Source organism: Phascolarctobacterium sp. (genome assembly GCF_030531065.1).
Taxonomy (GTDB): domain Bacteria; phylum Bacillota; class Negativicutes; order Acidaminococcales; family Acidaminococcaceae; genus Phascolarctobacterium_A.
Genome location: NZ_JAUNOQ010000003.1, coordinates 114,854 through 135,019, shown reverse-complemented (window position 1 = coordinate 135,019; position 20,166 = coordinate 114,854). Strand labels below are relative to the sequence as shown.

The window sequence follows — 20,166 nt, the reverse complement described above, 5'->3', positions numbered from 1 at the left end:
CGCAAACGGAGAGGTTCCCGAGTGGTTAAAGGGAGCAGACTGTAAATCTGCCGCGTTTCGCTTCGTTGGTTCGAATCCAACCCTCTCCACCAACATTTCATCGCGGGGTGGAGCAGTTGGTAGCTCGTCGGGCTCATAACCCGAAGGTCGGTGGTTCAAGTCCGCCCCCCGCAACCAAAACATGCTGATGTAGCTCAGTCGGCAGAGCGTATCCTTGGTAAGGATAAGGTCACCAGTTCAATCCTGGTCATCAGCTCCATATTTTACGGCGGCGTAGCTCAGTTGGCTAGAGCATGCGGTTCATACCCGCAGTGTCCGCGGTTCGAATCCGTGCGCCGCCACCAAAAAGAAAGCAAGGCTCCCGAAGAAAAGGGAGTCTTTTTGTATGCTCAGTTGGCGACAAAGGCATTAGAGGCGCTGGATAACAAGGAACAGCGAGGCTTGCGAAGCGAAGGCGTACTGGAAGTACGTCGAGCAAGCAAACGAAGCTGCGACGCAGGAAGACAGCGTCAATAATGACTTTGAGAGCATGCGGTTTATACCCGCAGTCATCCGCGGTTCGAATCCGTGCGCCGCCACCAAAAAGAAAGCAAGGCTCCCGAAGAAAAGGGAGTCTTTTTGTATGCTCAGTTGGCGACAAAGGCATTAGAGGCGCTGGATAACAAGGAACAGCGAGGCTTGCGAAGCGAAGGCGTACTGGATTTTCTTATATTTCTTTTGCTGCCGGCAGGATTTTACCGCTGCAGGGCGAATATAAATTGATAGGTTAATTTGACCTTCGTAAAAATTTTTGTGATGTATTGATTGGAGGAAATTCACAATGGCAAAAGCTAAATATGAAAGAACTAAACCGCATCTGAATATCGGCACCATCGGTCACGTTGACCATGGCAAGACCACCCTGACCGCAGCCATCACCAAAGTACTGGCAGCACGCGGCGGCGCAGAATTCATGGACTATTCCATGATCGATAAGGCTCCGGAAGAGCGCGAGCGCGGCATCACCATCAACACCGCACACGTTGAATATGAAACCGCAACCCGCCACTATGCACACGTTGACTGCCCGGGCCATGCCGACTATGTAAAGAACATGATCACCGGCGCAGCTCAGATGGACGGCGCTATCCTGGTAGTATCCGCTGCCGACGGCCCGATGCCCCAGACCCGTGAGCACATCCTGCTGGCCCGCCAGGTAGGCGTACCTGCAATGGTAGTATTCCTGAACAAAGTAGATATGGTAGACGACGAAGAGCTGCTGGAACTGGTAGAAATGGAAGTTCGCGAACTGCTGAGCTCCTATGACTTCCCCGGCGACGACATTCCTGTAGTAGCAGGTTCCGCACTGAAAGCTTTGGAAGGCGACCCGAAATACGAAGCAAAGATTATGGAACTGATGGACGCAGTAGACAGCTACATTCCGCTGCCTGAGCGCGCAACCGACAAACCGTTCCTGATGCCCGTCGAGGACGTATTCACCATCACCGGTCGCGGCACCGTAGCAACCGGTCGTGTAGAGCGCGGTACCGTAAAAGTAGGCGACACCGTAGAAATCGTCGGCATGAAGGACGAGAAGAAGTCCACCGTAGTAACCGGCGTAGAAATGTTCCGCAAACTGTTGGACGAAGCAGTAGCCGGCGATAACATCGGCTGCCTGCTGCGCGGCGTGGACCGTAAGGAAATCGAGCGCGGCCAGGTACTGGCAAAACCGGGCAGCATCCATCCGCACACCAAATTCAAAGGCGAAGTATATGTACTGACCAAAGAAGAAGGCGGCCGTCATACTCCGTTCTTCAACGGCTACCGTCCGCAATTCTATTTCCGTACTACCGACGTAACCGGCGTAACCGAGCTGCCGGAAGGCGTAGAGATGGTAATGCCTGGCGATAACGTAACCATGGAAGTAGAGCTGATCACTCCGATCGCCATCGAAAAAGGCCTGCGTTTCGCTATCCGTGAAGGCGGTCGTACCGTTGGCGCCGGCGTTGTTTCCGAAGTAGAAGAAGTATAATTTACAGACCATACAGGACCGGTCGGTTAAGGCCGGTCTTGTCTGTTTACAGCAGGCCCTGCCGCTGTTTTACCAAGCATAAAAAAATTCACAGTCTGTGAAGGATTATAGTTGACATAAAGTGTTAACTGTGGTACTCTATATTAGCGACAATTTGTGATTGGTTTTATTTTATGACGTAAGCGAGGTGTAACTAAATGCGTAACCTGATTACTTTGGCTTGCACTGAATGCAAACAAAGAAACTATCAAACCAACAAAAACAAAAAGAACGATCCTGATCGTATCGAGCTGAATAAATACTGCAAGTTCTGCAAAAAGCACACTCTGCACAAAGAAACCAAATAATTTTTTGTGTTAATTGGGTAGTAATAGCAAGGATGTGACGAGATGGCCGTTCCGGAAACTACGGGCTCTGAGGAAAAAGGCTTCAGCATTGCCAGCTTTCTCAGAGAAACTAAAGTAGAATTGAAAAAGGTAACCTGGCCTACCAAGCAAGAGCTTATTGCTAACACCATTGTGGTTATGATTGCAGTTTGTTTGTGCGCAGCGTTGATTTGGGTAATCGATACCTGCTTCAGCGTATTGTTCAGAATGCTTCTGCAATAAAGCGATAGGACTTAAGTAAGGAGGGTAGGGGAAGCGTTGCTTTCCGCTTGTTGATGGAAGAAGAAAAGCAAGAAAGACATTGGTATGTAATTCATACCTATTCTGGATATGAGAATAAAGTACGCACTAACCTGGAACGCAAGGTTCAATCCTTGGGCATGGAAAATGAAATTTTCAATGTTATTATTCCCATGGAAAAAGAGGTTGAGCTTAGTAAAGACGGTAAAAAGAAGCTGGTCGAGCGCAAGGTTTTCCCCGGCTATGTGCTGGTGGAAATGATTGTTAACGACCGCAGCTGGTATGCCGTTCGCAATACTCCGGGTGTAACAGGCTTTGTCGGATCCGGAACCAAGCCGATTCCTTTGACTGACTCTGAAGTGCAGCAGATTATGCGCGCTATGGGCGTGGCAGAGGAGCGGCCTCATATTGATTTTCAGTTGCAGCAGCTGGTGCGACTCAAAACTGGCCCCTTTGTTGACCAGGTGGGAAGAATTTCCGACATTAACGAGGAACGCGGTAAGCTGAAGGTTCTCGTTGATATGTTTGGGCGCGAAACTCCTGTTGAAATTGATTTTACACAAGTAGAAGAAGCTGAATAAGTAAGGAGGTGTAATTAAATGCCGAAGAAAGTCGTTAAAATGGTAAAATTACAGGTACCGGCTGCAAAAGCAACCCCGGCTCCTCCTGTAGGTCCTGCGCTTGGCCAGGCTGGTGTTAACATCATGGCCTTCGTTAAGGAATTTAACGCACGTACTGAAAAACAAGCTGGTCTCATCATTCCTGTTGAGATCACTGTTTTCGAGGATCGTTCCTTTACTTTCGTAACCAAAACCCCTCCGGCTGCAGTTCTGCTGAAAAAGGCTGCTGGTCTGGAAAAGGCTTCTGGTGAACCAAACAAAAAGAAAGTTGCTAAGCTGGGTCGCGATAAGGTTCGCGAAATCGCAGAAAGCAAAATGGCTGACCTCAATGCTGCAAGCGTAGAAGCTGCTATGAGAATGGTAGAAGGCACTGCACGCAGCATGGGTATCGTAATCGAAGACTGATTTTAAGCAGTTTTCTTAATTGGTGGGAGGCACAAGCCGTTCGTACCACATAGGAGGAATTTTAACAATGGGTAAAAAGTATGCTGACGCTTTGAAATTAATCGAAGCTGACAAATTCTACTCTCCGAAAGAAGCAGTAGAGCTGGTTAAGAAAACCGCTACCACTAAATTCGACAGCACCGTTGAAGTTGCTTTCCGTCTGGGCGTTAACCCTAAATACCCTGATCAGCAGGTTCGCGGCGCATTGGTTCTGCCCAACGGCACCGGTAAATCCAAAACTGTTTTGGTTTTTGCTAAGGGCCCCAAGATTGCTGAGGCAGAAGCTGCAGGCGCTGACTTTGTTGGCGGCGAAGAATTCGTTGACAAAATTAAACAAGGCTGGATGGACTTTGACGTCTGCATCGCAACCCCCGATATGATGGGTCTGGTTGGCCGCCTTGGTAAAATCCTTGGCCCTCGCGGTTTAATGCCTAACCCGAAGGTTGGTACCGTTACCATGGACGTAACTCGTGCCGTTAAGGAATCTAAAGCTGGTAAAATCGAGTATCGTACCGATAAAGCCGGCAACGTACAAGCTCCTATCGGTAAAGCTTCCTTTACTGAAGAGCAATTATTGCAAAACTACATCGCTTTGGCTGACACTCTGGTTAAGGTTAAACCTTCCGGCGCTAAAGGTCAATACATTAAGTCTGTTACCATGTCCACCACCATGGGCCCTGGTATTAAATTAGACGTTTTAAAGGCTAACAGCGACAAATAATTGTAGTTTTACTATTTTACTAAATCAGAAGATAATCGGGCCATAGACAGCAGGTGCCTAACCGCGTAAGTTTTTGTTACGCCTGCCGAGGCTGGAGCGTGAAGATATATAGACCTTCCGACCTCCGGCTGCGGCCGAGAGGTCTTTTTGATTTAATAAAAACATCAAAAGAAGGAGGTGCAATCCAATGGCAGTTATTAAACCTGAAAAAGTTGCTAAAGTTGCTGAGATTAAAGAGCTGTTGACCAGTTCCAAATGCACAGTTTTAGTAGACTTCTGTGGTTTGACTGTTGCTCAGGATACCGCTCTGCGCCGCAAAATGCGTGAGGCTGGCGTTCACTACAATGTAGTAAAGAACACTCTGCTGCGTATTGCTGCACAAGAGGCTGGCATTGAGGGCTTGGAGCCCGCTCTGGAGAAAAACACCGCTATCGCTGTTGCTCCGGAAGATCCTGTTGCAGTTGCAAAAATTATTTGCGATTTCGCAAAAGAAAACAAAGAACTGAAAGTTAAGGTTGGCGTTCTTGACGGCAAGATTATCAGCGCTGACGAAATTAAGGCTTTGGCTTCTCTGCCGCCGAAAGAAGTTCTTATCGCCAAGATGCTGGGCAGCATGAACGCTCCTATCGCTGGCTTTGTCAACGTACTGCAAGGTACTATCCGCAATGTCGTATATGCGCTGGACGCTGTACGCAAACAAAAAGAGTCCGCTTAATTCGTGGCGGCGCGCTGCTTAGAGCAGCTTAAAAATAAAAAATTACTTAATTACTGGAGGTAACTATAATGAATAAAGATCAAATCATCGAAGCTATTGAATCCATGACCGTATTGGAACTGTCCGAACTGGTTAAAGCTCTGGAAGAAAAATTTGGCGTATCCGCTGCTGCTCCTGTTGCTGTAGCTGCTGCTCCTGTTGCTGCTGCTGGCGAAGCTGCTGCTGAAAAGACTGAATTCGACGTAATCCTGGCTTCCGCTGGTTCTTCCAAGATCCAAGTTATCAAAGCTGTTCGCGAAGCTACCGGCCTGGGCCTGAAAGAAGCTAAAGAGCTGGTTGACGGCGCTCCGAAAGCTATTAAAGAAAAAATCTCCAAAGCTGACGCTGACGCTCTGAAAGAGAAACTGGAAGCTGCTGGCGCTACCGTAGAAGTTAAATAATTAGCGCCCAAAACAGGGCATTAATATAACTTTGAAATATAGCTCTGAAATCACTGGCTCATGTGGTTTCAGGGCTTGTTTTATTGTTGTGACAAATGAAAAACAGAGCTGGAAAAATTCGTGATACTAAAATGATACTACGCATTGATAAGCATCGATATTAACGGAGAAATAGTGTAAGAAAGTTTTGCTGGAAATGGATCTGGATACATTACGCCAATGCTACCATAAGCGTAGCTGTTTTTTACTTTCAGCTGCTTTATAATCGTCTTTCGCTGATAAAATCATTGGTTAATTTATTGTTTTCCAGCGCCGCATGGTATTGGGCCAGCGACAGCGTTACCTTACCGCTTTTAATGCCTATTTGCTGCTGCTCCTTGAGCTTGGCGATGGTACGGTTGATCGTCTTGACTGTCATGCCCAGCTCTTCGCGGATTTCTTCGCGCGTTTTGTTCAGCTTATAGAAGCCCTTCGCTTCAATTTCACTTTTCTGCACATTTTTGAGCAAGTAATCGATAAACAGATAGGTGGGAGGATAAAAAAGCTTGGCGCCCCGGTTGTAGGACGAGCGGTAGAGCTTGAAGGCTATTTCCTTAGCGATCAGCCGCAAAAAATGCATATCCTTGGACAGCCACATTTCAAAATCCTCGCGGGAAATCATAAAAGCGACGCATTCCGTCAGGGTTTCGATGGTGACGGAGGTTTTTTCCATACCCGCTACAATGGCTACCTCGCCGATGAAATCAACGGCTTCATTTTTTTCAATCATGAAAACATTGCCGTTTTCAAATTCGTTGATAACGCGGTGGTCGCCGTGTACAATGATGCCGAAATAATTCAGCGGATAATCCTTCTGATGAATTATATATCCCGGCGGGAAGGTGCGGATGCTATAACGCTGCAATAATTCCTTCGGCATATGCTCGAAATAAGTTTTAGCGGCAGGATATTTTTCCAATAATTCTTCCAGCTTCATTTACACACCACTCGCTTTCCCCAAAATAGATAAAAAATTATTATTTTAGAAAAATCATATCATAAAAAGGCCCTTTTGTCCTTTTTTGTACAGAAAAAATTTGTTACAATCCCTTTATAGCAAATTATTAAGTTGATTATGCTGAAAATGAGGAGGACGTTGTTTGTATGAAAAAAGAGAACTATCTTTATAGTGGCCTCAGCGAGCGCCTGCGCTCCGAATGGAAGATTTATCTTGCCGCCTTCGTATTTATTATTATTGCCGATGCTATCGGGCAGATTCGTATTCCGGTCGGGCCGGGCGTATTGATTTTATTCCCGATTTTTTATTCTATTTTTTTGGGGATTTTGTCAGGTCCGCAGCTGGGTAAATTTTTCAGCCGCAAGGACGTAGCGGCAGCTTCCAAGCTGGTTATTGTCTGCATTTGCCCGTTTATCGCCAAATTGGGCATCAATGCGGGCGCTAATATTGCAACCGTAATTTCCGCTGGGCCGGCGCTGCTTTTGCAGGAGTTTGGCAATCTGGGCACTATTTTGCTGTCCTTGCCGGTGGCTATTTTGCTGGGGATGAAGCGCGAGGCTATCGGCGCCTGCCATTCCATTAATCGTGAAACGAATCTTGCTTTAGTGCAGGACCTTTTCGGACCGGAATCACCGGAGGCGAGAGGCAGTCTTTCCATATACATCATCGGCGGCATGGTGGGAACTATTTATTTCGGCTTTATGACGACCATTGTGGCGGCGCTGGGCTGGTTCCATCCCTATGCTTTGGGTATGGCCGCAGGCGTCGGCGCAGGCATTATGATGGCTTCTGCCACCGCCAGCCTTACCGCTATGTTTCCGGATATGGCTACGCAGATTTCCGCTTTGGCCAGCGCCAGCGAAACTATTTCCGGCATTGACGGTATTTATATGGCGCTGTTCGTGGGTATCCCTTTGTGTAATTGGCTGTACAAAAAATTGCAGCCGGTTTTGAATCCGCAGGGAGCCAGAGATGCAGAGGAGGGGAAATAATGCGTTATTTAGAATGGGCAGTAATGTTTTTAGTGGCGGGCTTCGGTATGTGCTTGGCAAATTTTGTGGGCTTTAAGGTTGATTTTTTAGCGTCTCTTCCCGGAGTGCTGATTTTGTTGGCTATTTCTTTGGCTTCCGTGTGGCTGAGCAAGGTGATTCCCTTAAAGCTGCCGGTTATCGCTTATTGTTCCGTTTTGGGCTTGCTGCTGGCCTGCCCGCTGTCGCCGGTGCGCGATACCGTTATTGCCGCGGCAGGCAAAATCAATTTCACCGCGCCTTTGACTATGGTCGGCGCTTATGCGGGTATTTCTATCAGCGACAAGCTGAAGGAGTTCGTAGCGCAGGGCTGGAAGATGGTTTTAATCGCCTGTCTGGTTATGACCGGTACCTTTATTTGCTCTGCCTTCATTGCGAATGTTGTCCTGTCCTGGACTGGCGTTATTTAAGATAACGGGAGTGATTAGCCTTGGGAGAAATAAATTTAATCTGCGATACATTGATACATGATTGCTCCGTGCTGGCTGACGGTCTGAAAATTAAGGACCATATGTCCGTAGCTGTCAAGGATGGCAGAATTATGGATATTTTGCCGCAGGAGGCTGCGCATAAGTATCAGGCCAGGGAAATAATTCAGGAGCAGGATAAATTGTGGCTGCCCGGTCTGGTCGACAGCCATATGCATACCGGACAGCAGCTGCTCAAAGGGCTGGTGCTGGACGAGTTGCCCATGATCTGGACGCGCATAATGCTGCCGTTTGAAAGCGCCATGACCGCTGAAAAAATGCGGCTGAGCGCTCAGGTCGCGGCCTTGGAGATGATTGCTTCCGGCACTACCGGCTTTGTGGACGCAGGCGGCTATTTTATGGAGGAAGCGGGCCGCGTATATCTGCAGTCCGGCCTGCGCGGCGCTTTAAGCCATTCCACGATGGATCAGGGGAATTTTCCCGCATTTATAAAAGAAAGTACCGAGGAAGCGCTGGCAAAGACCGACGCTTTATATGATGAATTTCATAATCAAAGTAATTTAAAGGTTTTTTATTCGCTGCGAGCTTTGATGAATTGCTCGGAAAAACTCATTACTAACGCTGCGGCACGGGCCAGGGAGCGCAAAACCTACTTGCAGGCGCATATGAACGAATACGCCGGCGAGGTAAATTATACCTTGGAGCGCTACCAACTGCGTCCGTTTGCATATCTGGAAAAGCTGGGCGCACTGGGAGAAAACTTTCTGGCAGCCCATTGCTTGATGCTGTCGGCTAAAGAACGCGCTCTGCTGGCCGCAAGGAAGGTTAAAGTCGCGCATTGTCCCTTCAGTAATTGCGGCAAGGGCGTGCCCGATACTCCCGCGCTGCTGGAGGCTGGGATACATGTGGCGCTGGGCAGCGACGGCGCGGCTCACGGCGGCTTGAGCCTGTGGAACGAGATGAAAATTTTCCGCTCCGTGATGAACGCTTTTTGGGGCACGCGGCTGGCCGAGCCTGCCGTTATGCCTGCCGAAAATATTTTGCGTATGGCTTTTGGCGGCGGCAGGCTTTTGCAGGAGGGCGCCAGCAACGCCGGGGGCTTGACCATCGGCGCGCCTGCTGATATGATTGCCCTTGATTGGAGCGGGATTCATTTGCGTTCTTCCTTGAACCGGCTTAACAGCCTTTTGGAATGCGCCGGCGGCGGCGACGTTTGCGACAGTATGGTGGCCGGTAAATTTTTGCTGCGCCGCAGGGAGTTCCTGACCTTGGATAAGGAAGAGGTTTGCTATGAGCTCAAGCGCTATCTTGCGAAGGAGCAGGGCAGATAATATTATGGACATGACCTTGTTAATTATCGCTGCGGCTAATGCCGTAATTGGCTGGAGCATCGGTATCTGCGGTATTGCGGGCTTTCTGCTGCCCATGCTGTACACGGCCGCGCTGGGCTATTCTGTGGAGTTGGCGCTGGCGGCCAGCTTTCTGGCGTTTCTGGTTTCCGGCGTTATCGGCTCGTATAATTATTACCGCGCCGGCAACCTCGAAAAAAATATTTCCTTAAAGCTTAGCGTTGGCAGTATAGCGGGCGCTGTGGCGGGAGTTTATTTGCAGGCGCTGATCAGCCAGTCCGCCGCTAAAACTATTTTATATCTGGTGGTTTTGCTATCGGGGCTTTCTATATTGTACCGTTTGCGGCGGGAGCGAAAGCCAGGCTGCGCTGCCGACGGCGTGCCTGCGCATAACGGCGGATTAGTTGACAAGACCTGGTTTTTGCTGGCGCTGGGATTAAGCACCGGCGCAGTCTGCTCTCTTTCGGGGGCAGGCGGGCCTATTCTTGTGATGCCGCTTTTGGTGACGTTGGGCGTTTCGCCGCGTTTGGCCGTGGGCATTGCGCTGCTGAATTCGGTGTTCATTGCCGTTCCGTCCTGCGTTGGTTATCTGGCGCGCGTGAATGCGGCGGAACTGTGGCGGCTGTTGCTGTTAGTGTGCATTAGCCACGGGCTGGGGGTGCTGGTTGGCAGCCGTATGGCCAGCATAGTTCCCGTCAAGGCGCTGAAAATTTTTGTGGCCGTGTTTTCTGTGGGCATTGCAATTTATATGCTGGCGTGAGCTGGAGAAATATCATATTATTTAATTTTAACGAGGACTGAATCCTGAAATAAGCGGGGTTCGGTTCTTTTTATTTTCTGACTTGTGAGTTTGATGGCAGCTATTCGGCAGAAATAGCGGCTATTAAAGAAAAGTTGACGAAAAAATACGGAGATAATATAATTTTAGTATAAAGAAGCTGTAAATGATTTTGCTGACTTAGCTGGAGTTTAAAATTAGTGGGAGGTGTTGGCGTGCGTACAAATCTTCAAGAGAATCAGGAAATAGAAAAATTAAAAGAATGTATAGTGAAAGCTCTTAATCCCACAAAAATTTATTTGTTTGGCTCTTTTGCCGAAGGAAAGCAAAAAGAAGATAGCGATTTTGATTTTTATGTCGTTATGCAGGATAATACTGATGAACGAATGGTATCTTTGACTACAAAAGCATATAAAGCAATTATGGGGATAGGTAATCGCGCGGTAGACATAATAGTGAATAAAGAACACCGTTTTAACAGCCGAAAAAATTTGAATCTTACGGTTGAAAACGAGGTTGCAAGAAAAGGAGTACTTGTATATGGCAAATGATTTTCAAGAATGGCTGAATTATGCAGCCCGCGATTTAGAAGCAGCAAGATTTTTGCAAGCTATGAAGCCGCAGCCAGTAGAGATTATTTGCTATCATTGTGAACAGTGTGCCGAAAAAGCAATAAAAGCTATAATTGTCTACAAAGGTGCTCAGGGTGGTTTGCCGAGGAGACATGAGCTTGTTTTTTTGCTTCATCAGATAAAAAATATGGTTGAGATATCTGATAGAATTTATGATTGCGCCGCTTCATTAACACCTTATGGAATTTCTGTTCGTTATCCCAACGACTTAGAATTGTTAGCGGAAGATGCAGATTTGGCTATAAAGTATGCCGAAGAAATTTTGACTTGGGCTGGCAAGATTTGCCAATAACTATGGGAGATGATTACGATGACCTATTGTTACGTTTGTCCGCACCGCTGCGGCGTTGACCGACCGGAAAATATGGCGGATACCAACGGTATGTTCGGCAGCTGCGGCTGCGGGATGCAGCCCATTGTGGCCCGCGCCGGCCTGCATATGTGGGAGGAGCCCTGCATCAGCGGCACTCGCGGCAGCGGCACGGTTTTTTTCAGCGGCTGCAATCTGCACTGCGTTTTTTGCCAGAATTACGATATCAGCTGCAAGGGCTTCGGCAAGGAAATAACGGTGGCGCGGCTGCGGGAAATTTATCAGGAGCTGATCGCCAGGGGCGCGCATAATATCAATCTGGTCACGCCCACCCATTTTACGGAAGCGATTATCCAAAGCCTGGACACGCCGCTGCCCGTGCCGGTGGTGTATAATACCAGCGGCTTTGAAGCGCAGGATACGTTGCGCCGTTTGCAGGGCAAGGTGCAGATTTATCTGCCCGATTTGAAATATGCCGACGATCTGGCGGCGATAAATTACAGCAACGCGCCTTATTACTTCCGCATTGCTACCGAAGCGATTAAGGAAATGTACCGGCAGGTGGGCGATTACCAACTGGACGGCGACGGCCTGCTGACCAAGGGCGTGGTGATCCGCCATTTGCTTCTGCCGGGGATGCTCGATAATACCAGGCGGGTTATCGATTGGGTAGCCAAAACCTTCAGGCCGGGGCAGGTGATGTTCAGCCTGATGCACCAGTATATTCCCTGCGGCCGCGCCGCCGAATATCCGGAAATCAACCGCAAGGTGACGGACGCGGAATACGCGGAGGCGGAAGCTTATTTAATGGCCAGCTCCATCGAGGACGGCTTTGTGCAGGAGGGCGAGGCGGCCTGCGAGGATTTTGTGCCTTGCTTTGACGGTACGGGCGTGTAAAATATTGACAAAAATATCGTGAGATTTTATAATTTTATCAGTAGGTCATATAACTGACGGAAGTGGTTCACCACAGGGGAGTATGACCGGTGCGGCCGACCGTCTGGGCAAATTTTTGTACCAGTGCGTCGGTTTTTCTTTTTTGCCGGTAATTTAGAAGCGATGAGGAGGAATATTTAATGAAGGAATTAGCTTTGAAATATGGCTGCAATCCCAATCAGGCCAAAGCGCGGATTTACATGGCCAACGGACAGGAGCTGCCCATCGAGGTGCTTAACGGCCGTCCGGGTTACATCAATTTTCTGGACGCCTTTAACAGCTGGCAGCTGGTTAAGGAATTGAAGGAGGCCGTCGGCCTGCCCGCCGCCGCATCCTTTAAGCATGTCAGCCCTGCGGGAGCCGCCGTGGGCCTGCCTTTGAGCGATACGCTGAAAAAAATTTATTATGTGGACGATTTGGAGCTGTCGCCCTTGGCCAACGCTTACGCCCGCGCCCGCGGCGCGGACCGCATGAGCTCTTACGGCGATTTTGTAGCGCTGTCCGACGTGTGCGATAAGGAAACGGCTGCTATGCTGGCCCGCGAGGTTTCCGACGGCGTTATCGCGCCCGGTTATACCGAGGAAGCGCTGGCTATTTTGAAAACCAAACGTAAGGGAACGTATAATATTATTAAAATCGACCCGGATTACAAACCGGAGCTGACGGAAAGCAAGCAGGTTTTCGGCATTACCTTTGAGCAGGACCGCAACGAAGCGAAGATTACTGAAGCCTTGCTGGAAAAACGCCCGACCGTGAATAAGGAAATTCCGGCCAACGCCGCCCGCGATTTATTGATTTCTTTAATCGTGCTGAAATATACCCAATCCAATTCCGTTTGCTATGTGAAGGACGGACAGGCCATCGGTATCGGCGCAGGACAGCAGTCCCGCGTACACTGCACCCGTCTGGCGGGCAATAAGGCGGATATTTGGTGGCTGCGCCAGAATCCCAAGGTCTTGGCTCTGCCCTTTAAGGACAGCATCCGCCGCCCCGACCGCGACAACACCATCGACGTGTATATTTCCGACGATTATGAGGACGTGCTGGCCGACGGCGTTTGGGAAAACTTCTTTACGGAAAAGCCGGAGCCTTTGACCCGCGAGGAGAAAAAGGCCTGGATAGCTCAGCTGCAGGACGTGGCTTTGGGCAGCGACGCCTTCTTCCCATTCGGCGATAATATCGAGCGCGCGCATCGCAGCGGCGTAAAATATATCGCGCAGGCAGGCGGCTCTATCCGCGACGATAATGTTATCGAAACCTGCGATAAATACGGCATCGCTATGGCCTTTACGGGCCTGCGCCTGTTCCATCACTAAGCTGCGAAGGCTTTTTGCGCGCCTTACTTCAAGCAAAAAATAAAAATAGCGTTTAATTTTTTCTGACATCTTATTACGGCTGCTTCCGTTTTCCGGCGGAAGCAGCCCTTTTGCTTCCTATCGCGTTACGTGATAGGAATATTTTTCTTTCTTTAAGAAGTTGAAACTCCTTTGCCTATTTGCACGCCGACGTTTAAATCCACTTCAAAAATGCGGTTCCAGGGCAGGCGTGCGCCTACGGTCAAATCGCGCAGATAATAGGCGGCGCTGCCGGTTTGGAAAAAGGGCGTGCGTCCTAAATTACGGTGCAGCAGCAGCCAGGCGTCCAGGCTGAGCCGCGTTTGGATACGCGCTTCCACCTGCGGTTTATTTTCTAAAGTCAGGGCCGTCGGCGTAACGCCGAAGCTTTCCAAATAAGGGCGTAGCCATGGGTGCAGCCGCTTTTGGTAAAAATAATCTTCCACAATGCGTTCGGCGCTGAAGCGCAGGTTTGCGGCGTATAGGGCGAGCAGCTGCCGTTCGCTGGCGTGGGCGCTGCGCAGCTGGCGCAGGCGGCCGCTGAAAATTACGGCCTGGGCCAGCGCCGTGCCGGAGGAATTGCTGAAGGTGTTCCACCCGGCGTAGGCTGCCAAACGGTTCAGCGGCGCGTCGTGGGCCAGAAGCTGGGGCAGCAGCAGTTCTTCTTCGGCAAAATTAGCGCTGGCGTCGATTAAGGCCACAGGCTTGCCGCTGCGCAGCAGCTTTTGCAAATTCTCCACTTGCGCTGCGCCGGGACGGCTGTTATCGTCGCCGCAGTTAATGTAGCAAATTATATCGGCGTCCTGTAAATCATCGACCAGCTGCGCGCCGAGCAGCTGCGCCTGACTGCGCAAAGCGGCGTTGACGCTGACGGCCATGTAGGGCATGTATTTAAATTCCGAAGACGGGTCGGCGTACTGCAAATTGATTTTGGGCTGCCAGTTGCCGGTTTGCAAATAGCGTCGCGCCAAAAGCAGCGCGGCGATTTCGTCCGCGCCATAGGTAAGCCGGGCTTGGTTTTGCCAGCCGTGCCGCTCGATGAGATTTTCTAAACGCAGGGCGTTGCGGTGGGGCAGACCTAAGGGTGAAGCGTCGTCCTGGCCGATAACGACGGCGGGCAGTCCGTTTGACGGAGCCGCGCCGCAGAGCTTAGCCAGCAGCAGGCTGTTAAAGCTTTGGCTTTGCTCGTAAAGCTTCAGATATTTTTCTAAAACAGGGGACGGTATTCGCTGTTGATAATCTAAAAGCCGGCGCGTAAAGTAAGGGTCGTTATTGATTTCCGTCATGTCCAGCAGCTGGGAATAACGCATGAGATGGTACTGGTACCAGCGGTCGGGCAGCAGCTCGTCGCTGACCAGCAGGCGGGGGATAACGCTGAAAATTGTCTGCGGGCTTTGGCTGCGGCGCCAGAGCTGCTGCAAAGCGTCGGCCAGCCGCGTTTGCTCCTGGAAGCTTGCGGTGCGCTGCCGCGATTGCAGCAGGCCGCCGTGGAGCAAAAGGTCGGCGGAAACAATGCCGTAGGGGTAGGCGGGAGCGTTAGCTTCCAGCCAGACTAAAAGTTTTTCTTTAGCCGCAGGCTGTTGGTAGTTGTCAAGCAGAGCTTTTGGCGGTACAATTACATCTATAGCGGCTAAGCGTCCCAGCTTTTGCACCATGGCGCCGCACACGGGGCGGCTGTCCAGGGGCAGCAGCAGCACGCGGTCGTTCGGCTGCGTTTTTGGCACAGCCAGAGGCCGGGCGGAGGGCAGGCTGCAAAAAGCAAAATAACAAGCGAGCGCGCAGAGCGAGAAGAATAGCAAAATATATTTCAGCTTGTTCATGGTAGCGCTCCTTTCGCAAATTATATCGCTTACATTATACCATTTCTACCGCGGCTCTGTCGTCGCTTTCAGCTCGCCAATCGCCGGGTGTCAGGTATATGTTGTACATCAGCTCTCGCTTCGCTTTTGGCTTGCGAATCGCTGTGTAAAATTATTTTATTTTTTGCAGCGCGCGCTTGCTTTGGCAAATGCGTTTGTAATTTCAGCGGCGCGGAGCGAAGCCGCTTTGGTTTTGCAAAATTGCAAAGCTGGCAGGGTCAGAAAATTATAGAAAAAATCGGTTATGTAAAATTATAGATTTATTTACGGGAGGAAGTATGCGGATTATTACCGGCCGGGCGCGGGGGCTGTCGCTGACCGTGCCCAAAACCTATGATGTGCGGCCCACGGCGGACCGCGTTAAGGAATCGCTTTTTAATATTATCGGCAGCAAAATAATCGGCGCGAAGGTGCTGGATTTGTTCGCCGGAACGGGCAATTTAGGCTTGGAAAGCTGGAGCCGCGGCGCAGCGGCCATTACCTTTATCGACGAAAGCAAGGAATCGCTGCGCCTGGTAAAAAGCAATATTGCCAAATGCCGCGCCGAGGCGGACTGCACGGTTATCAAGGGCAGCGCGCCGATGATTGCGGAACGGCTGGCGGCGCAGGGGCAGCGCTTCGACTTTGCCTTTTGCGACCCGCCCTATAACAAGGGTTGGGTGCAGCAGATTGTGGCTGTGCTGGAGCGAAGTCCTTTTTTGGCCGCGGGCGGTTATTTAATAGTGGAGCGTTCCGCTCACGACCCCTTGCCGCCGCTGCCGCCCACATGCGAGCTGGTGCGCGGCAGCCGTTACGGCGAAACGGCGGTGGATTTTATTTTATGGCGGGGCTGATAACTTTTCGGAAGATATTTGCCGAATAGCTTGATAATTTGTTAAAATAAAAAAGGATATTAGCGTTTTGTGTCGAATAGATAAGAGACAAATTAGGTGGCTTTTAGCCTTGGGCAAGAGCCAGAGATAATGTAGGAGGTCTGGCTTATGCGCAGAGCAGTTTGTCCAGGTAGCTTTGACCCTGTAACTAAAGGTCATATAGATATTTTTGAAAGAGCGAGCGCTATGTTTGACGAGCTGATTATCAGCGTCTTTCATAATCCCGGTAAGGATAAGGCCATGTTTTCCATGCAGGAGCGCGTGGAAATGCTGGAGGAGGCCACCAAGCATATTCCCAATGTGCGCGTGACCTGCTTTTCCGGGCTGCTGAACGAGTTTTGCCGCAAGGAGGAGGCTCATTTCATCGTCAGGGGCCTGCGGGCTTTTACTGATTTTGAATATGAATTTCAGCGGGCGCTGCTGCTGAAAAAAATAGACTGCCGCTTGGAAACGGTGTTTATTATGACCAACGCCAAGTATTCCTTCGTCAGCTCCTCCGGTGTGCGCGAGCTGGCAACCTTTGGCGGACAGCTGAAGGATTTGGTGCCCGAATGTATTGAAGAACGCGTGCGCAAGCATGTTTGTGAAAAGTTTGAATGATGTGCGGAGATGACGGAAATGATTGAACGCAATAATACTAACGTAGCTTTGGACAGACTCTTTGAAGAACTGTATAATATGATTGCCGAAGCTAAGAACGTGCCGTTTACGGAAAAAATTCTGCTGGATGAAAGCGACTTGGCTAATCTTATCGAGGATTTAAAAGAGGCGATTCCCCGCGAGATAAAGAGCGCTACCCAGGTTTTAGAGGAGCAGAAAAGCATTGTCAACAAGGCTTACGCCGACGCCGACCGTATCGTGCAGCAGGCTAAGGACGAGGCTGCGCGGATTGTGGCCGCAGCTCAGGCCGAAGCCGACGCGAAGATTCAGCAGGAGGAAATCGTTAAGCAGGCTAACGCTGTGGCTGAGGAAATCAAAAACAACGCGCTGCGCTATCAGGAGGAAACCAAGGCTGCCGCCGACGATTACGCGCTGCGGGTGAAGCACGATTCCCTGCAATATGCCGACGATATGCTGGCCTATTTGGGCGAAAATTTACAGAGCGCTTTGCAGGGCATGGCCGATAACCGCGAAAACATCAGCAACGAGATGCGCAACGTGCTGAATGGGCAGGCTGCAGAGCCGCAGCCTGAAGAACCTGAGGAAGAAGAATAAAAGTAAACAGCAAATTGCAAAAATAAAAGGCAGGTGCCGTTTGGCGCTTGCTTTTTTCTTTACCTTTTTTGATATTTATGTTTCCTCTCGCAAAACGCGATGGGAAAAGCATGTTCGCTTTAATTCGCTGCGGTACAGTATAGTTTTCTGCCTTCGGCGTTTATGATACGAGGGGCAAAAGCAGATGGAAAAGGGAAAGTTGGATTAAATTTTTACATAACGCGGCGACAGCAGAAAATCGTTTCCCGTTCTGTTCAGACTGTCGTCGTATTGCACAAGGGACCACAGGTCGGTGGCGGCTAGGTCCAGTTCAAGCTGTCGGACGAAGGCTTCGCTGCGGTTTTGCGTGGGAGCGTGTCCCAATTTGGTGATGAGGGGCAGCAGCGCCGTTTGCTTCATGGTTTTCAGCAAAAGGCGGCCGGTATCGTTAAAGGCCAGCACGCGCAGGTAGGCCGGCTGCGGCTGTTCCCAAAAGCTGCGGGGTTTATCCAGCAGCAGCTGGCAAAACAAACGGCGGATACGGCTGGCGCTGTAGCGCTTGTTGACGCAGCGGCGCAGGGCGTCGTCTAAGGAAGAGCAATCGGCGGCCTGCTTGAGCAAATTTTCCAGCCCTTCGCCACACTGGCAGCGTTCCGCTATTTGGCTGGGAGCGAGCAGGCGCAGGCGATAGCTTAGCAGCTGCCAGAAAAGCCGGCGGTCATAGCCTGGACGCGCTGACGCAAGCGCGGCGCGGACATTTTCGGGCACAGCCTGCCGCCAGGAGCCGTCGCCTTGGCTTAAGGAGCGGCGGATGGCGGTGGCACTGGCCATGCTGCCGCTTATTTCCGTACTGTTGTAGCCCGCGTCCAGCCTTTGCAGAAATAATGGGACGATATCCGTGCCCTGCAAAGCCTTGCAGTATTCCAGCGCCAGAATATCGTTGGGCTGGCTGATATCGCCTAAGGCTTGGGAGCAGGCGGCCGCGTAGCCGCTGCCTTTTTGGATGAGCCGCTTGATTTGGCTTTGCGTATCGCTGCTGCTCAGACGCCTGGCTAAGGCTGCAAAATCGCGGGACGCCGTTTCTGCGCCGCAGGCCAGCGCGCTTACGCAGCCTGTGGCTTTGAGCGCCTGCACTGCGCCCTGAGCGAAATATTGGGCGCTGCGCAGGGAAAAGGCGCATGGCAGCTCCAGCACTAAATCGACGCCGTTGGCGCAGGCCAGCGCGGCGCGCTGCCATTTATTTAAGCAGGCCGGCTCGCCGCGCTGCATAAAGCTGCCGCTCATGACGGCGATGACGGGCTGACCGGTAAGCTCTTTGGCTTTTTGCGCGTGGTATAAATGGCCGTTATGAAAAGGATTGTATTCGGCGACTATGCCTGTGGCTTGCAAGTTCTGCGGCTGCATATTTCTGTGCGCTCCTTTCACAGCATGATTAAGGGTATTATAGCATGTATACACAAAATATTCACTATTCAATTTGCCCGAAATAGTGTATACTAATATTATGGTTAAAGCGAAGCAGCTTGCCTTAACAGGAAGCTTTGACGTTACGTTTATTTTCTGACCTTCCGGGAGGCATATCATGATTGTTTTTGTAGTAAACTGCGGCAGCTCTTCCATTAAATATCAGCTGATAAATATGGAAGGCGAAAAGGTAATGGCCAAGGGCCTGATCGAGCGCATCGGCATGGAAGGCTCCACTCTCAAGCACACGCCGTCAGGAAAATATACTATCGATATTAAAGAGGAAATTCCCGATCATGTTGTGGGCATTAAAATCGCTTTGCGGGCGCTGACCGATAAGGATTACGGCGTTATCGGCGATATGTCGGAGATCGACGCCGTAGGCCACCGCGTAGTACACGGCGGCGAGCGCTTTACCGACAGCGTGCTGATTACTTCGGACGTGCTGGCCGGCATCGAAGCTTGCAGCGAGATTGCTCCCCTGCATAATCCGCCTAATTTGTACGGCATTAACGCCTGCATGGAGATTATGAAGGGCGTGCCCCAGGTAGCGGTGTTCGATACGGCGTTCCATCAGACCATGCCCAAGGTAGCCTATCTGTACGGCCTGCCCTACGAAATGTATGTTAAGTACGGCCTGCGCCGGTACGGCTTCCACGGCACCTCCCATAAATATGTGGCTCAGCGGGCGGCGGAAATGATGGGCGAGCATATGAACGATTTGCGCATCATCACCTGCCATTTGGGCAACGGCGCCAGCATTACGGCCATCAAATACGGCAAATCCATCGACACCAGCATGGGCTACACTCCTTTGGAGGGCCTGATTATGGGGACGCGCAGCGGTGAGATTGACCCGGCCATCATTCCCTTTTTGATGGAAAAGGAAAATATGACGGCGCAGCAGATCGACGATTATCTGAACCGGCGCAGCGGCATTTTGGGCATCAGCGGCTTGTCCAGCGATTTCCGCGATTTGGAAAGCGCGGCCAACCGCGGCGACGACCGCAGCCAGCTGGCTATCGACGTTTTTGCGTACAAGGTTAAGAAATATATCGGCGGGTACGTGGCCGCTATGGGCGGCGTGGACGCTATCGTTTTTACGGCCGGCCTGGGCGAAAATTCTCCCTTTATGCGCGATAAAATTTGCAACGGCTTGGAATATTTGGGCACCCGCGTGGACCCGGAGCTGAATAAAATCCGCGGCAAGGAGCGGGAGATCAGCGTGCGCCGCGCCCGCGTGAAAATTTTTGTGGTTCCGACTAACGAGGAACTGGTAATCGCCCGCGATACTTATAATATTTGCCGCCGCATCATTAAGCTGTAGGCAAAATTTGAACGCTGATTTTTAGCTTTTGTCCAGAGGTTTTCCTTGACAAAGAGCTTTAAGACCGCTATAATTGTAACG

General features: G+C 50.5%; 23 protein-coding genes, 4 tRNA genes, 1 riboswitch and 1 other annotated feature. Of the genes, 24 read left to right on the top strand and 3 right to left on the bottom strand.

The window, feature by feature from the left end; translation table 11 throughout:
* Positions 1-7 precede the first annotated feature (7 nt).
* The 12 genes from Q4E64_RS03125 to rplL all read left to right on the top strand — a co-directional run bounded on the left by Q4E64_RS03125 (position 8) and on the right by rplL (position 5,577).
* Positions 8-92 (top strand) — tRNA-Tyr (locus Q4E64_RS03125).
* 9 nt (positions 93-101) lie between these two features.
* Positions 102-177, top strand: a tRNA-Met gene (locus Q4E64_RS03120).
* 6 nt (positions 178-183) lie between these two features.
* Positions 184-259 (top strand) — tRNA-Thr (locus Q4E64_RS03115).
* A gap of 8 nt (positions 260-267) precedes the next feature.
* Positions 268-344, top strand: a tRNA-Met gene (locus tag Q4E64_RS03110).
* A 476-nt stretch (positions 345-820) separates the two neighbouring features.
* Entirely contained in the window at positions 821-2,011 is a 1,191-nt protein-coding gene (gene tuf / locus Q4E64_RS03105) for an elongation factor Tu (protein WP_303166111.1), read from the top strand.
* Positions 2,012-2,208: 197 nt separating this feature from the next.
* Entirely contained in the window at positions 2,209-2,358 is a 150-nt protein-coding gene (gene rpmG / locus Q4E64_RS03100) for a 50S ribosomal protein L33 (RefSeq protein ID WP_009145199.1), read from the top strand.
* Between the two features lie 42 nt (positions 2,359-2,400).
* Positions 2,401-2,619: a preprotein translocase subunit SecE gene (secE, locus tag Q4E64_RS03095; RefSeq protein ID WP_303166195.1), complete on the top strand. Its 219-nt coding sequence runs from the start codon at positions 2,401-2,403 to the stop codon at positions 2,617-2,619.
* A 53-nt stretch (positions 2,620-2,672) separates the two neighbouring features.
* The gene (nusG, locus tag Q4E64_RS03090; RefSeq protein WP_303166194.1) at positions 2,673-3,218 is read left to right on the top strand and encodes a transcription termination/antitermination protein NusG; all 546 of its coding nucleotides are present in this window, start codon (positions 2,673-2,675) and stop codon (positions 3,216-3,218) included.
* Between the two features lie 18 nt (positions 3,219-3,236).
* Positions 3,237-3,662 carry a 50S ribosomal protein L11 gene (gene rplK / locus Q4E64_RS03085; protein WP_293729807.1) on the top strand — a complete coding sequence of 142 codons (426 nt, stop codon included), beginning with the start codon at positions 3,237-3,239 and terminating at the stop codon, positions 3,660-3,662.
* Between the two features lie 58 nt (positions 3,663-3,720).
* The gene (gene rplA / locus Q4E64_RS03080) at positions 3,721-4,422 is read left to right on the top strand and encodes a 50S ribosomal protein L1 (RefSeq protein WP_366936047.1); all 702 of its coding nucleotides are present in this window, start codon (positions 3,721-3,723) and stop codon (positions 4,420-4,422) included.
* A 22-nt stretch (positions 4,423-4,444) separates the two neighbouring features.
* Positions 4,445-4,580: a sequence feature (ribosomal protein L10 leader region), on the top strand.
* Between the two features lie 29 nt (positions 4,581-4,609).
* On the top strand, positions 4,610-5,137 hold the full coding sequence (gene rplJ / locus Q4E64_RS03075; protein WP_303166193.1) for a 50S ribosomal protein L10: 528 nt from the start codon (positions 4,610-4,612) through the stop codon (positions 5,135-5,137).
* Between the two features lie 68 nt (positions 5,138-5,205).
* Positions 5,206-5,577 (top strand): 50S ribosomal protein L7/L12, encoded by a 372-nt coding sequence (gene rplL, locus Q4E64_RS03070; RefSeq protein WP_303166192.1) that lies wholly within the window; start codon positions 5,206-5,208, stop codon positions 5,575-5,577.
* A gap of 259 nt (positions 5,578-5,836) precedes the next feature.
* Here the strand turns inward: rplL and Q4E64_RS03065 are convergent, their stop codons facing one another.
* Complete coding sequence (locus tag Q4E64_RS03065; protein WP_303166191.1) at positions 5,837-6,553, bottom strand: Crp/Fnr family transcriptional regulator; 717 nt, start codon at positions 6,551-6,553, stop codon at positions 5,837-5,839.
* A gap of 167 nt (positions 6,554-6,720) precedes the next feature.
* Here Q4E64_RS03065 and Q4E64_RS03060 point away from each other — a divergent pair, with 167 nt between their 5' ends.
* From Q4E64_RS03060 to Q4E64_RS03025, 8 genes are all read left to right on the top strand, one after another.
* Positions 6,721-7,566 (top strand): DUF3100 domain-containing protein, encoded by an 846-nt coding sequence (locus Q4E64_RS03060; protein WP_303166189.1) that lies wholly within the window; start codon positions 6,721-6,723, stop codon positions 7,564-7,566.
* Positions 7,566-8,012: a DUF340 domain-containing protein gene (locus Q4E64_RS03055; protein WP_303166188.1), complete on the top strand. Its 447-nt coding sequence runs from the start codon at positions 7,566-7,568 to the stop codon at positions 8,010-8,012. Before Q4E64_RS03060 ends, Q4E64_RS03055 begins: the two co-directional genes overlap by 1 nt.
* 20 nt (positions 8,013-8,032) lie before the next feature.
* Entirely contained in the window at positions 8,033-9,361 is a 1,329-nt protein-coding gene (locus tag Q4E64_RS03050; RefSeq protein WP_303166186.1) for an amidohydrolase family protein, read from the top strand.
* A 10-nt stretch (positions 9,362-9,371) separates the two neighbouring features.
* The gene (locus Q4E64_RS03045) at positions 9,372-10,139 is read left to right on the top strand and encodes a sulfite exporter TauE/SafE family protein (protein ID WP_368501493.1); all 768 of its coding nucleotides are present in this window, start codon (positions 9,372-9,374) and stop codon (positions 10,137-10,139) included.
* Between the two features lie 233 nt (positions 10,140-10,372).
* The gene (locus tag Q4E64_RS03040; RefSeq protein ID WP_303166183.1) at positions 10,373-10,708 is read left to right on the top strand and encodes a nucleotidyltransferase domain-containing protein; all 336 of its coding nucleotides are present in this window, start codon (positions 10,373-10,375) and stop codon (positions 10,706-10,708) included.
* On the top strand, positions 10,698-11,081 hold the full coding sequence (locus tag Q4E64_RS03035; protein ID WP_303166182.1) for a HEPN domain-containing protein: 384 nt from the start codon (positions 10,698-10,700) through the stop codon (positions 11,079-11,081). Before Q4E64_RS03040 ends, Q4E64_RS03035 begins: the two co-directional genes overlap by 11 nt.
* Positions 11,082-11,099: 18 nt before the next feature.
* The gene (locus tag Q4E64_RS03030) at positions 11,100-11,996 is read left to right on the top strand and encodes a 4Fe-4S cluster-binding domain-containing protein (protein ID WP_303166180.1); all 897 of its coding nucleotides are present in this window, start codon (positions 11,100-11,102) and stop codon (positions 11,994-11,996) included.
* Positions 11,997-12,035: 39 nt separating this feature from the next.
* Positions 12,036-12,112: riboswitch (ZMP/ZTP riboswitch) on the top strand.
* A gap of 63 nt (positions 12,113-12,175) precedes the next feature.
* A complete protein-coding gene (locus Q4E64_RS03025) occupies positions 12,176-13,351 on the top strand; it encodes a phosphoribosylaminoimidazolecarboxamide formyltransferase (RefSeq protein ID WP_303166178.1) in 1,176 nt (391 codons plus the stop codon).
* 152 nt (positions 13,352-13,503) lie between these two features.
* Here the strand turns inward: Q4E64_RS03025 and Q4E64_RS03020 are convergent, their stop codons facing one another.
* Complete coding sequence (locus Q4E64_RS03020) at positions 13,504-15,093, bottom strand: DUF4127 family protein (RefSeq protein WP_303166177.1); 1,590 nt, start codon at positions 15,091-15,093, stop codon at positions 13,504-13,506.
* A 413-nt stretch (positions 15,094-15,506) separates the two neighbouring features.
* Here Q4E64_RS03020 and rsmD point away from each other — a divergent pair, with 413 nt between their 5' ends.
* From rsmD to Q4E64_RS03005, 3 genes are all read left to right on the top strand, one after another.
* Positions 15,507-16,061, top strand: a complete 555-nt coding sequence (gene rsmD / locus Q4E64_RS03015; RefSeq protein ID WP_303166176.1) for a 16S rRNA (guanine(966)-N(2))-methyltransferase RsmD — start codon at positions 15,507-15,509, stop codon at positions 16,059-16,061.
* A gap of 147 nt (positions 16,062-16,208) precedes the next feature.
* Positions 16,209-16,700, top strand: coding sequence for a pantetheine-phosphate adenylyltransferase (coaD, locus tag Q4E64_RS03010; protein ID WP_293727803.1), 492 nt, complete (start codon positions 16,209-16,211; stop codon positions 16,698-16,700).
* Positions 16,701-16,718: 18 nt separating this feature from the next.
* Positions 16,719-17,315, top strand: coding sequence for a hypothetical protein (locus Q4E64_RS03005; protein WP_303166175.1), 597 nt, complete (start codon positions 16,719-16,721; stop codon positions 17,313-17,315).
* A 204-nt stretch (positions 17,316-17,519) separates the two neighbouring features.
* Here Q4E64_RS03005 and Q4E64_RS03000 read toward each other — a convergent pair whose 3' ends face one another.
* Complete coding sequence (locus tag Q4E64_RS03000; protein WP_303166174.1) at positions 17,520-18,698, bottom strand: nucleotidyltransferase family protein; 1,179 nt, start codon at positions 18,696-18,698, stop codon at positions 17,520-17,522.
* 178 nt (positions 18,699-18,876) lie between these two features.
* On the opposite strand from Q4E64_RS03000, the gene Q4E64_RS02995 reads away from it, so the two are divergent.
* Positions 18,877-20,085, top strand: coding sequence for an acetate/propionate family kinase (locus Q4E64_RS02995; protein WP_303166173.1), 1,209 nt, complete (start codon positions 18,877-18,879; stop codon positions 20,083-20,085).
* The last annotated feature ends 81 nt before the right edge of the window (positions 20,086-20,166 follow it).